This is a genomic window from Shewanella loihica PV-4, from assembly GCF_000016065.1.
GTDB lineage: Bacteria > Pseudomonadota > Gammaproteobacteria > Enterobacterales > Shewanellaceae > Shewanella > Shewanella loihica.
The window spans coordinates 2,599,259-2,611,804 of the sequence record NC_009092.1 but is presented as its reverse complement, the minus strand read 5'-3'; the positions used below and the strand labels follow the sequence as shown (position 1 = coordinate 2,611,804).

Below are 12,546 nucleotides of genomic sequence, written 5' to 3'. Positions count from 1 at the left end.
AGTTGTTAGTACGACTTGCTAATGTCCTCAGCAAACGCAGTGAGCTCGATGGAATGAATTGGTTTAGCGGTGCGAAAGGGCTCGCAGGTCATAAGTTTTAAGATTGGTGATCAGCTTTGATTGCTTATTGGTGCTAATTCAGTAAGATTAGCCAGTTTTTTTAATATTGAAGAGAACTCGATATGTTTGGAAAAGGCGGTATGGGCAACCTGATGAAACAGGCCCAGATGATGCAAGACAAGATGGCTAAGGTGCAAGAAGAGATCGCACGTATGGAAGTCACCGGTGAAGCCGGTGCGGGTCTTGTTAAAGTCACTATGACAGGCTCTCACAGTGTACGTAAGGTCGAGATCGACCCAAGCCTGCTAGAAGATGACAAAGAGATGCTTGAAGATCTGATCGCGGCAGCTTGCAACGATGCGGCGCGTCGTGTCGAAGAGAGTCAGAAAGAGAAGATGGCAGAAGTCACAGGCGGCATGCAGTTGCCACCTGGCATGAAGATGCCTTTCTAAAGATGAAATTTAGTCCCCTGGTCGACGAGTTGATCCAGTCGCTACGCTGCCTGCCCGGGGTTGGCCCCAAATCGGCGCAGCGCATGGCGTTTCAACTGCTAGAGCGCGATCGCAAGGCGGGTCATAAGCTGGCCCAGGCGCTGTCGAGCGCCATGAGTGATGTGGGGCACTGCAGCAGCTGTCGTACCTTCACCGAAGAGAGCCTGTGTCCTATCTGCGCCAGTAGTCGTCGTGGTAACTCAGATTTGATCTGTGTGGTCGAGACGCCCGCCGATGTATTGGCGATCGAAGCCGGTGGTCATTTCTCGGGGCGTTATTTTGTGCTCTTAGGGCATCTGTCACCGCTCGATGGTGTGGGGCCGGACGAGCTGGGCTTGAGTCTGCTCGAGACTCACCTGGCCAGTGGTGAGGTAAGCGAACTTATCCTGGCCACCAACCCGACGGTAGAAGGGGACGCGACAGCGCACTTTATCGCCGATATGGCCAAGCAGCATGAGGTCAATGTGAGCCGAATCGCTCATGGTGTGCCCGTGGGCGGCGAGCTGGAGTATGTCGACAGCACCACGCTGGCGCTCTCCTTTAATGGACGCATTCCGTTATAAGGCTCTTTTAAGTCCTACAATAAAATCCAGTTCATCTTGAGCTGGATTTTTTTTGACCAATTAAAACCCTTTGTCTGTTTTTGGCTTGAAAAGCGAAAATCCAGCCCCATCTCTAAAGCCATAAGCGTTTTTGTGAAATAGAGAAGGAAACATCCATGTCACATCAAGAAACCCATGGCTTTCAAACAGAAGTCAAACAACTACTCAATTTGATGATCCACTCTTTATACTCCAATAAAGAGATTTTCTTGCGTGAATTGGTCTCTAACGCCGCCGATGCGGCCGATAAACTTCGTTACGAAGCCTTGACTAAAGATGAGCTTTACGAAGGCGACGGTGAGCTGCGCGTACGCGTCAGTGCCGATAGCGAGAAAGGTACAGTGACCATTGAAGATAATGGTATCGGTATGACCCGCGATGGCGTGATAGAGCATCTGGGTACCATCGCCAAGTCGGGCACCGCAGAGTTTTTCAAGAATCTATCGGGCGATGAGTCTAAAGACTCACAGCTGATCGGTCAGTTTGGTGTGGGCTTCTACTCGGCCTTCATCGTTGCCGACAAGGTGACCGTACGCACTCGCGCCGCCGGTCACGCGGCAGATGAGGCGGTGCAGTGGGAATCAGCCGGTGAAGGCGAGTTCACTGTCGAAAACATCGTCAAAGAGAGTCGTGGTACAGAGATCATCTTGCACCTTCGCGAAGAAGAGAAAGAGTTTGCGAGCGATTACCGTCTGCGCTCTATCATCACCAAATACTCAGATCATATCTCGGTACCGGTAGAGATGTGGCAAGAAGGCACGCCAGCCCAGGAAGCGACCGAGGAGGGCGGTGAAGCCATTCCTGCTACCGAAGGTCACTGGAAGGCGATGAACAAGGCGACTGCCCTGTGGACTCGTAACAAGAGCGATGTCACCGACGAAGAGTATCAAGAGTTCTACAAGCATATCTCCCATGATTTTGCCGACCCGTTACTGTGGAGCCACAACCGCGTCGAGGGTAAGCAGGAGTACACCAGCCTACTATACATTCCATCGAAAGCCCCATGGGATCTGTGGAATCGCGACCGTAAACATGGCCTGAAACTCTTCGTGCAGCGCGTGTTCGTGATGGACGATGCCGAGCAGTTTATGCCGAGCTACCTGCGTTTCGTGCAGGGTCTTATCGACTCAAACGATTTGCCGCTGAACGTCTCGCGTGAAATCTTGCAGGACAACAAGATCACCACGGCGCTGCGTACTGCGGTGACCAAACGCGTGCTTGGCATGCTAGAGAAGCTGGCTAAGAACGATCCTGAGAAGTATCAAACCTTCTGGGCCGAGTTTGGTCAGGTATTGAAAGAAGGTCCGGCGGAAGATTTCGCCAACAAGGAGAAGATCGCCGGCTTGCTGCGCTTTGCCTCGACGCACACCAACGAGGCGGCTCATACCGTTTCACTGAGTGACTATGTTGAGCGCATGAAGGAAGGTCAGAGCAAGATCTACTATATCGTTGCCGACAGTCATGAAGCGGCGGCCAACAGCCCACACCTAGAGCTACTGCGTAAGAAGGGTATCGAGGTGCTCTTGATGTCAGAGCGTATCGACGAGTGGTTGATCAACCATCTCTCCGAGTTTGACGGCAAGCAGCTGCACTCGGTGACCCGTGGTGATCTCGAACTGGGCGAGCTGGAAGACGCCGCCGAGAAAGAGGCTCAGGAGAAGCTGGAAACCGAGTCTGAAGGCCTGGTGAAACGCGTCAAAGAGGTGCTGGGCGATAAGGTGGCCGAGGTGAAGGTAACCAGTCGTCTAACCGACACCCCAGCCTGTGTCGTCGCCGGCGCCGGTGAGATGTCGTCGCAGATGATTAAATTGATGCAGGCCGCCGGCCAGGCCGTGACGGAGAGCAAGCCTGTGTTTGAGCTTAACCCCGAGCACCCGCTGGTGAAACGTCTGGACACAGAGCAGGATGAAGAGGTGTTTGGTCAGTGGGCCGAGCTCTTGCTGCAACAGGCGCAGCTGTCTGAGAAAGGTAGCCTGGCCGACCCATCAGCCTTCATCAAACTGATGAACAAGATGTTGTTAGCCAGCGTTAAGTAAATCTAAGCTAGAGTTAGTAAGAGGCAGTTTGACTGCCTCTTATGCTATCTACTTATCGCTAACTCATTAACAGAGACAAGCTCTCTCAAACAAAGAGATGCTCTCGATAAAAGAGATATTATGGATTCAGTATTGGATTTAACCAAAGAGAACATTCAGCAAGTGGTCGACGCCTCCATGCAGCAGGTAGTGGTCATGACGTTTTGGAGCCAGCAGAGCCCAGAGAGCCTGCAGCTGATGCAGATGCTGACCCAGATCGCCGCCCAGGGACGTTTCCTGCTGGCTAAGGTCAACTGCGATCAGGAGATGGAGATAGCCAACTATTTTCAGATCCAGAGTCTGCCAACTACTTTGGTGCTAAAAGAGGGTAAGCCGGTCGATGGCTTTGCCGGCCTGCAAGAGGCGGCGCAAATCGAGGCCTTACTCGACCAGCATCTGCCTAAGGCCTGGCAAGTCGCGCTTAATCAGGCCAAGGCGCAACTGGCCGAGGGCGATGCCGAAGGGGCGCTGCCGCTGCTCAAGCAAGCCTATCAGGAGTGCCAGACGGCCGAGGTATCTTTAGTGTATGCCGACGCGCTGCTGGCCGTTGCCGATATCAACCAGGCTAAGGTGCTGCTCGATGGTGTCGGCCTTGCCGATCAAGACGCCTACTATCAGAGCCTCAAGGCCAAGCTCTCCCTGGCGCTGGACGCCGCCGATACGCCGGAGATTAGAAGTCTGCTGGATGATGTCGAACAAGACCCCAGCGATTATGCCAAGCTCTTGTCCCTTGCCAAGGCGCTTCATGGCGCCAAGCGCGATGAAGAAGCGCTCGAGCGTCTCTATCTGGTATTAAAGACAGATCTGCAGGCCCAGCAAGGTGAGATCAAGCAGCTTTTCATGGAGATCCTCACCGCATTAGGTCAGGGACATGCCGTGGCCAATCAATATCGCCGCAAATTATACACCTTGCTCTACTAGGGCCTGTTGATCTTTGCTGTTTGTTTTTGCAGCAGTTTGTAGGTGATTTATACAAGGCATAGCCTGTGCGTGTAGTGTTTTTATAAACCAGAGTTACACAAACGGGCGATAACGCTGTAAAAATGGCCTACAAACACTGCCCAATGGGTTCATCTAAACACGCACTGCACTTTATGAAAGGCTTCCTGCCTTTCACCGTGGGCGGTCAGCAATGCTGTTAGAAATCGTTCCAGACGATTTCTTGGTTGTTCGCCATTCACATAGAGTAACTATGCTTCATGACTCTCGCCTCGTGCAAAACGCGTTTAGATTGAACGAAAATTAAACTTGAAAGTACAACAGCCCCTAATGAGTCTCTGCATCGGGTCGTCATACCAGTGATATATGCTGACCTGGTCGCTTTATAAGGTGGTATCTGTGGTATCAGCCTAAAGTCGAATTAAAACTGGCCATGCGGCCCTTCAAATAGGCGCCCATTTGTGCGAAGATCGCCGCCCAGATAAAACTAATAATCAAATTTATGCGAAATAAGAGGACTCTCAGATGCGCATTATGCTATTAGGTGCCCCAGGTGCCGGTAAAGGTACTCAAGCCCAATTCATCATGGAAAAATACGGTGTGCCACAAATTTCTACGGGCGACATGCTCCGTGCAGCCGTTAAAGCGGGAACGCCTCTGGGTCTAGAAGCCAAGAAAGTGATGGATGCAGGACAGTTGGTTTCTGATGAGCTGATTATTGGACTGGTTAAAGAGCGTATCGCCCAAGACGATTGCGCCAAGGGCTTCCTGCTCGACGGTTTCCCACGCACCATTCCTCAGGCAGATGCCATGGCGGCTAGCGGTATCGATATCGATCACGTGATCGAAATTGACGTGCCAGACGAAGAGATAGTTAAGCGCATGAGCGGTCGTCGTGTACACCCAGGTTCTGGCCGTGTTTACCACATCGTTTACAACCCACCTAAGGTGGAAGGTAAAGACGACGTGACCGGTGAAGATCTGGCTATTCGTCCCGATGACGAAGAGAGCACAGTGCGTAAGCGTCTAGGCATCTACCATGAGCAGACTAAGCCGCTGGTTGAGTACTATGGTAAAGTCGCCGAACAAGGCAAGCTGACCTACAACAAGTTCGACGGCACCCAGAGTGTTGGCGCTGTGAGCGAAGCTATCGTTAAGGCGATTGGCTAATTCCGCTGCTATAAAGTGAAGCGCTATATGAGCTGCTTCTCATATTTGAAAAAGCCCACCTAGGTGGGCTTTTTTTATGCAAGGGTGGGTGCTAGCCTAGCGCTATCCTTGCCAGAGAATATGAGTAGAGTAATTCTTGAATAAAGTCGACAACTTATCTCCCGCTAAGCTTGGTGTCTTGCTGGTTAATCTCGGCACACCCGATACACCAACGCCTAAAGATGTAAAGCAGTTCTTAAAACAGTTTCTCAGCGACCCGCGCGTGGTCGATCTAAATCCCTGGATCTGGAAACCCATACTCAATGGCATCATATTAAATACGCGCCCCAAGGCCGTAGCCAAGCTCTATGAGTCTATCTGGTGGCCCGAGGGCTCGCCTCTGATGGTGATCAGTGAGCGCCAACGTGAAGCGCTGAGTGCGATTCTAAAAGCGCGTCATGGTAGCGATATTCCGGTGGAGTTGGGGATGAGTTATGGCAATCCCTCACTGTCGTCGGGGATAGACAAGCTGGTGGCTCAGGGTGTTGAGCGCCTGGTGGTGCTGCCGCTATATCCTCAGTATTCCTGCTCCACCGTGGCACCGGTATTCGATGCCATCGCCAGTGACTATAAGGGCAGACGCAACTATCCTGAGACCCGCTTCAGTAAAGAGTATTTCGAGCACCCGGCCTATATCGCGGCGCTGGCAGGTTCTGTGCGGCGTCATTGGCAAGATAAGGGCCAGGGCGATTGCCTCTTGATGTCCTTTCATGGCGTGCCCCTGCGTTATGTGACCGAGGGTGACCCCTATCAGCGTCAGTGTCAACGTACTGCCGAGCTGCTGGCCGCGGCCTTGGGGCTTACAGAGTCTCAGTGGCGCCTGTGTTTTCAATCGAAATTTGGTAAGGAGGAGTGGCTGACGCCGGCAACGGATGCGCTGCTCGAGAGTTTGCCGGGTAAGGGGGTTAAGCGCGTGGATATTCTCTGTCCGGCCTTTGCCGTGGATTGTTTGGAGACGCTTGAAGAGATCTCCATTGGCGGCAAGGAGAGCTTTATCGAGGCCGGCGGTGAGGACTATCATTTCATCCCTTGTTTGAACGAGGATGAAGCGCATATGCAGCTGCTCGCGGACTTGGTCGATCAACAGGCGGCGGGCTGGCTTAAATCTTAAGCAAAGAATCTTAGGTAAACGGCATAAATCACTGCCCGATGCTATTTTATATGGTACGATCTGCCGCCGTTTTTTTGAGGCGATGGCGTCCGCGTGGCATTAACCATAACGCGGCCTGGTAGACAGCAGACTAAGGGGGTCTAGTGTGCTGTTTATTCTTATTTGATTCTGCATGGATGCATTAGAGTGAGTTCTGTATGAAGTTTCCCGGTCAACGTAAGTCGAAACATTACTTTCCAGTTAAGAATCGCGATCCATTATTGGCGCAGTTAACCCTGCAGCCGCAGCATATTTCCACCCATATCAGCGGGATTGATCAGACGTTGGTCGACATCGAGGCCAAAGTGGGGGACGATCTGCTTAGCCGTTACGCCCTGCCGAAAGGAAACTCGACGCTGATCGATGACGAGAAGGCGCACCAGCTTTACACCGAACTGAAGTCTTCTGAGCTGATCAGCGATGAATTTGCCGGTGGCACCATAGGTAACACGGTACACAACTACTCTATTCTCGCCGACGATCGCTCAGTGCTGTTTGGGGTGATGAGCAACCACATCGAGGTGGGCAGCTACGCCTATCGTTATCTGTGCAACACCTCTTCTAAGGTAGATCTTAATTTTCTGCAGCCGGTCGATGGGCCTATCGGTCGTTGTTTCACCCTGATCTCAGAGTGCGGTGAACGTACCTTTGCCATCAGCAAGGGCTCGATGGATAAGCTTACGCCGGAATATATCGACCAAGAGATAGTGCAGACCTCGTCGGCGCTAGTGCTTACCGCTTATTTGATGCGCGCAAGCGGTGGCGATAAGATCACAGATGCGGCGTTAAAAGCCATAGAGTACGCCAAGGCGGCAGATGTGCCTGTGGTACTGACCCTGGGAACACGCTTCCTTATTGAGGAAGATCCACAGTGGTGGATCGATTTCATTAAGGAAAATGTCACCATACTGGCAATGAACGAAGATGAGGGCGAAGCCCTGACAGGATTTAAAGACCCCTTGAGTGCCAGCAACGCGGCGCTTGAGTGGTGTGATATGGTGCTCACCACGGCAGGCCCGCTGGGGCTCTACACAGCGGGTTATACCGAGGACTCAGAGAAGCGCGAAACCAGTCATACGCTGCTACCTGGCGCAATTCCAGAGTTTAACCGCTATGAGTTCTCAAGACCTAAGCTAAAGCGTGACTGTCAGACCCCTATTAAGGTATTTGCGCATATCTCGCCATACATGGGCGGTCCTGAGATCATACGTAACACCAATGGCGCGGGTGATGGAGCGCTGGCGGCGCTGCTGCACGACCTTGCCTCTAACACCTATCATAAGGCCAATGTGCCGGGTTCGAGCAAGCATAAGCGCGACGGCCTGTGTTACTCCTCTTTCTCGCAGATCTGTAAGTATGCCAACCGTGTAGCCTACGAGGTGTTGGCGCAGCACAGTCCACGTCTGTCTCGCGGCCTGCCTGAACGGGAAGACAGCCTGGAAGAAGCCTACTGGGAAAGATAGGCTTTGGCAGTTTGAAACAGGCTTATGCAGTTTTAGAAAGGCTTGTTTAAGCTAATTCTAGTTCTACCGTATACAAATATAAAAGGCGTCCATTGGACGCCTTTTTCCTTTTTACAGATTGATGATATCTAGCATTTTTATTCTTTGAGCTCGGCGTTTACCTGATCGACGAAGCTGCCCGCCGTCTTACCTGCTTGAGGATCATCGAAGGTTGCCTGGTTAAAGGCATTTTCCGATTTGGCGATGATCACAGTCGCCACCGAGTCGCCAGTCACGTTGACCGCGGTGCGCACCATATCCAGCAGTCTGTCGACCCCCATGATAAGGGCGATACCCTCAACAGGCAGACCCACCTGATTAAGTACCATTGCCAGCATAATAAGACCGACGCCTGGAACGCCCGCCGTGCCGATAGAGGCGAGGGTTGCTGTGACAACCACCATGGCGTAGTCGGTGATGGTGAGATCGATACCAAATACCTGGGCGATAAAGACTGTGGCGACACCCTGCATAATCGCCGTACCGTCCATGTTAATGGTGGCGCCCAGCGGCAGAGTGAAAGAGGCAACCTTATTATCCACCCCTAGACGGTGCTCAGAGGTCTCTAGTGTCACTGGCAGCGTGGCATTTGAACTGGCCGTACTAAAGGCGAACAGCTGCACATCACGCATCTTACGAATAAAGGTAAAGGGACTGAGTCCGGAGAAGAGTTTTAATAGCACAGGGTAGCTCACGAAGGCGTGCACTAATAACACCGCCAGTACTACCATGAAATATTTAACGACGCTTTCAAATGTCTCGAGACCTAAGGTTAAGGCGAGTTTACCCATGAGGGCAAATATACCGTAGGGGGCTAGCTGCATGATGAGGGTAACCACACGCATGATCACTTCATTTAAGTCATTAAATAGTGCCGATACACGTTTGCCGCGCTCGCCAATATGGGAAATGGCAAAGCCAAAGATCACTGCAAAGATGATGATCTGCAGCATATTCCCCTCTGTCATTGCCTGTATCGGGTTGCGGGGAACCAGGTTGATCAATACGTCCGAAAGGCTAGGGGCCTCTTTAACGCTGTACTGCATGTTCTCTGCCGCTAGCGAGGCATTACCTGGATGAACGAGCAGCGCGACCAAAATGGCCATAGAAAGAGCAATCGCCGTGGTAAACAGATAAAAAGCGATGGTTTTTCCGCCTAGCCTGCCAAGGGATGATGGGTCACTTAGCGAGCAGGTACCACATACCAGAGAGATGAAGACCAGAGGGACGACCAACATCTGTAAACTTGAGATAAAAATACTGCCGACCACGTTCAATAAGCCGTTAGTAATATACTCTTCGATAAACTCACTACCGGGGAAAAAACTGCGTAGCAGTAGCCCGGTTAAAATGCCTCCGGCCATACCAATGAGTATTTTTCCGGTGAGGCCTAATTTTTTGTTTTGCGTGCCAGCCATAGTGCTTCCTGTATTATTTTTATGCTTTTCAATTTGCACCTAAAGCCTAGCAAGAAACCCTAGGTGATGAAACGGCTAAATAGTTAAAGTTTTTGTCACTTTTACGCCCTTAATTGCGATTAGTGATGGAAAAGTTATGGGAAAATTGTGTAATGTTAGCCTATAAGTAATAAGCAGATGCTTTTAATGATAATCTGAGTAACAGGGAGTCTGACAATGAAGTCAGCGTTTAAAGTTTTTACCTCATATTTATTTTTGCTTTTTATTGTCGCCTGTAGCGGCGGGGGAAATGTCACAGATGGTGGTGGCGGTACGCCGACTCCAGGTGAGGACTCTTATAGTTTGTCGCTTGCGTTAGTTAATGGAAGTGGTGAACCAACTACTGACATTTCCAATGCTCAACCTGGGAAGTTATATGCAACCCTAACTAAAAATAGTTCTCCTTTATCTGGAGGCAGAATAGTTTTTTCACTTCAAGGGGAAGGGGTGCTTACTCCTGATAGTGGTGTTAGTGATGCTGATGGTAAAGTCTCGATAGATGTACTTCCTGGAGATAAGTTGGGGTCAGGTAAGATAACCGCATCCTATGAAACTATAGGCGGTACGACAGTAGAAGCTTCCGTTTCTTTTAATACTCAAGGTGATGGCGGCGCAGCAACAGGTGGTGCGCAAGTTGCTCTGATATTAGTTGACGATTTAGCCACTATGACTCCGATTAGCACTATATCCTCATTATCGCCAGGTTATTTGGTCGCTACAGTAACGGGAATTTCCAAAGCAACGATTGTTAAGTTCACTAGTGATATTGGCGAACTACCTATTGAGACCGCTGCCACAGAAGATGGTAAAGCTTATGTACAGATATTAGCTGGTTCTCAGCCTGGTGCGGGCATTGCCACTGCAACACTTGTAACGGGGGAAAAGGCTGAATTAGTCTTTAAAGTTGGGGCGACAAATGTGTTGATGGGAAGTGGTGATCCGTTCCAATCTGAAGTAGCCGCTGTTTCGCCTGCTGTTGTCTCTGCAGGCGGTACGGCGAGTATCTCTGTTACGCTTCAAGATGATGCCGGTAATCTTTTTAGCGAGCCGGTTGAAGTTAAGTTTTCATCTGTTTGTGCAAATAAAACACCAGCAGAAGCAGAAATCAGTTCTCCTGTTGTAGCCGTAAATGGTGTAGCGACCACAACTTACCTTGCAAAGGGGTGTGTGGGTGACGATGCTATTAATGTGAATGCAGTCGTTGGTAGTAAATCGTTGTCAGCCAAGGCTACACTCAACGTTTTGTCGGCTAGTGTAGGAAGTATTAAGTTTGTTGAAGCAATACCTGAACTTATTCGATTAAAGGGAACTGGAGGCGCTGAATCATCAACAGTTAAATTCCAGGTGATGGATAAGAATGGTAATCCTGTCAGCAATCAAAGGGTGAATTTTTCGCTTAACTCGGATACTGGTGATATTGTACTTGATCCGACAACTGCAACGACTAACAGCCAAGGTATAGCGCAAACAGTGGTTAACTCTGGTACCGTTGCTACATCTGTTAGAGTAACTGCGGTTGTTGACGGCAGTTCACCTGAGATTTCAAGTCAATCTAATTTATTGGTTATATCGACAGGTTTACCGGATCAGGATAGTTTTTCGCTTTCTGCTGATATTCTTAACCCCGAAGGTTGGGATTATGATGGTGTCGAAGTTAACATAACTGCGCGTTTGGCGGACGCATTTAATAACCCTGTACCTGATGGCACTGCGGTCTCCTTTACAACAGAGGGTGGCGTAATTGATTCATCGTGTACGACACAGGATGGTGTATGTTCGGTGAAGTGGAAGAGCCAAAACCCAAGACCTACTGGTAAGACACTTTTTGAACTTGGCCAAGAACCTACGCTGGGAGCCGACATTGGGCAACCGTATGGCGGACGCGTGACTATTTTGGCGAGAGCAATCGGTGAAGAGTCTTTCCCCGATCTTAACGGAAATGGTCGTTTCGATTTAGTTGAATTTGAAGACTTTAAAACTAAACAGGACGTATCGGGTAACCCTTATGATTTAGATGAAGCTTTCGTCGACCATAATGAAGATGGATTATACAATCCAAAGTTCGATGGCGAAGCTGGTGGTGATGCCGAAACTTTTGTTGATTTTAATAATAACAAAGAGTTTGATGTAGCTGATGGTCTATATAATGGTAGTTTGTGCGCCTTAGATGAAACTGGTGCGCCGCACGCGGGGTGTTCTTCGGTGAAGAAATCGTTAGACGTAAGAGCCTCTTTGGTTTTAGTTATGTCAGGAAGCACTGCCGTAGCGTCCACTCCTATTATTGTGGATAGCTGTACTGAAGATGCGTCACTTACTGACGATCCTTGTAAAGGTCTTAATGGAAACCAAACGATCGATATCCTGGGCAAGTCAACGGGTGGTGTGTCGATCATTGTCGGTGATCTTCACAACCAACCACTGCCACAGGGAACAGTAATAACTTTTACTCCATCAGCAGGTAGCTTGGCAAGTAAGGGAAGCTATACGGTTACATCAACCAATGTTAATAGAGCGGAACCTTATAGTGTGACTATTAAAGGTGCCGATCAACCAGATGCGGGTACGCTTATAATTGAAGCAACAACGCCTAAGGGTGATATTAGTGAATTGGCAAAAATTCCAATCACGATTCACTAAATTGAATTTGGTTATTTATAGAAGCGCGCAGTTTACTGTGCGCTTTTTTTTGGGCAATCTGAAACCACCTCCTATGGAGGTGGTGATCGTTCCTTCTGGGCTATGCCCGTACTTTCTCCTAGACAGTATCTCTCGTATTTTCAATCTTTCCCTATTTACTCAAAACATCTTTGTTGTTAAGTGTTTGAATAATTTTGTGATTATTCTGGTTTAGGTATTGCCTGTGGTGGAATGATTGAGGAAGAGTGAAAACTAAAATAATGTTGCTGAAGACGAAAGTAGGTCATAGAGAACACTAAAATCTCTATGGCACCCTTATTGAGTACCTCAAAAGCAAATCCACCTGCTATGCAGGTGGATTTTTACATCCCAAAGAGTTGATTTAAAAATAGAAATCGTCTGAAGTAAAAATATAATTTGATGG

General features: G+C 49.6%; 9 protein-coding genes. 8 read left to right on the top strand and 1 reads right to left on the bottom strand.

Annotated elements, in window-relative coordinates; all coding sequences use genetic code 11:
- The first annotated feature begins 182 nt into the window (after window positions 1-182).
- From SHEW_RS11575 to SHEW_RS11545, 7 genes are all read left to right on the top strand, one after another.
- Complete coding sequence (locus tag SHEW_RS11575) at window positions 183-512, top strand: YbaB/EbfC family nucleoid-associated protein (RefSeq protein WP_011866032.1); 330 nt, start codon at window positions 183-185, stop codon at window positions 510-512.
- A 2-nt stretch (window positions 513-514) separates the two neighbouring features.
- Entirely contained in the window at window positions 515-1,114 is a 600-nt protein-coding gene (gene recR / locus SHEW_RS11570) for a recombination mediator RecR (RefSeq protein ID WP_011866031.1), read from the top strand.
- Window positions 1,115-1,269: 155 nt separating this feature from the next.
- Window positions 1,270-3,189 (top strand): molecular chaperone HtpG, encoded by a 1,920-nt coding sequence (gene htpG / locus SHEW_RS11565; RefSeq protein ID WP_011866030.1) that lies wholly within the window; start codon window positions 1,270-1,272, stop codon window positions 3,187-3,189.
- A 120-nt stretch (window positions 3,190-3,309) separates the two neighbouring features.
- Window positions 3,310-4,149 (top strand): co-chaperone YbbN, encoded by an 840-nt coding sequence (locus tag SHEW_RS11560; protein ID WP_011866029.1) that lies wholly within the window; start codon window positions 3,310-3,312, stop codon window positions 4,147-4,149.
- A gap of 543 nt (window positions 4,150-4,692) precedes the next feature.
- Window positions 4,693-5,337: an adenylate kinase gene (gene adk / locus SHEW_RS11555; RefSeq protein WP_011866028.1), complete on the top strand. Its 645-nt coding sequence runs from the start codon at window positions 4,693-4,695 to the stop codon at window positions 5,335-5,337.
- A 136-nt stretch (window positions 5,338-5,473) separates the two neighbouring features.
- The gene (hemH, locus tag SHEW_RS11550; protein WP_011866027.1) at window positions 5,474-6,487 is read left to right on the top strand and encodes a ferrochelatase; all 1,014 of its coding nucleotides are present in this window, start codon (window positions 5,474-5,476) and stop codon (window positions 6,485-6,487) included.
- A gap of 197 nt (window positions 6,488-6,684) precedes the next feature.
- Window positions 6,685-7,989 (top strand): inosine/guanosine kinase, encoded by a 1,305-nt coding sequence (locus tag SHEW_RS11545; protein WP_011866026.1) that lies wholly within the window; start codon window positions 6,685-6,687, stop codon window positions 7,987-7,989.
- A 137-nt stretch (window positions 7,990-8,126) separates the two neighbouring features.
- On the opposite strand, the gene SHEW_RS11540 is transcribed toward SHEW_RS11545, so the two are convergent.
- Entirely contained in the window at window positions 8,127-9,446 is a 1,320-nt protein-coding gene (locus SHEW_RS11540) for a dicarboxylate/amino acid:cation symporter (protein ID WP_011866025.1), read from the bottom strand.
- A gap of 216 nt (window positions 9,447-9,662) precedes the next feature.
- Here SHEW_RS11540 and SHEW_RS11535 point away from each other — a divergent pair, with 216 nt between their 5' ends.
- Complete coding sequence (locus SHEW_RS11535) at window positions 9,663-12,122, top strand: Ig-like domain-containing protein (RefSeq protein ID WP_011866024.1); 2,460 nt, start codon at window positions 9,663-9,665, stop codon at window positions 12,120-12,122.
- The last annotated feature ends 424 nt before the right edge of the window (window positions 12,123-12,546 follow it).

Excerpts from the sequence above, each read along its gene's own strand:
- SHEW_RS11575 (WP_011866032.1), top strand. The coding sequence starts at position 183 with ATGTTTGGAAAAGGCGGTATGGGCAACCTGATGAAACAGGCCCAGATG.
- recR (WP_011866031.1), top strand. The coding sequence starts at position 515 with ATGAAATTTAGTCCCCTGGTCGACGAGTTGATCCAGTCGCTACGCTGC.
- htpG (WP_011866030.1), top strand. The coding sequence starts at position 1,270 with ATGTCACATCAAGAAACCCATGGCTTTCAAACAGAAGTCAAACAACTA.
- SHEW_RS11560 (WP_011866029.1), top strand. The coding sequence starts at position 3,310 with ATGGATTCAGTATTGGATTTAACCAAAGAGAACATTCAGCAAGTGGTC.
- adk (WP_011866028.1), top strand. The coding sequence starts at position 4,693 with ATGCGCATTATGCTATTAGGTGCCCCAGGTGCCGGTAAAGGTACTCAA.
- SHEW_RS11545 (WP_011866026.1), top strand. The coding sequence starts at position 6,685 with ATGAAGTTTCCCGGTCAACGTAAGTCGAAACATTACTTTCCAGTTAAG.
- SHEW_RS11540 (WP_011866025.1), bottom strand. The coding sequence starts at position 9,446 with ATGGCTGGCACGCAAAACAAAAAATTAGGCCTCACCGGAAAAATACTC.
- SHEW_RS11535 (WP_011866024.1), top strand. The coding sequence starts at position 9,663 with ATGAAGTCAGCGTTTAAAGTTTTTACCTCATATTTATTTTTGCTTTTT.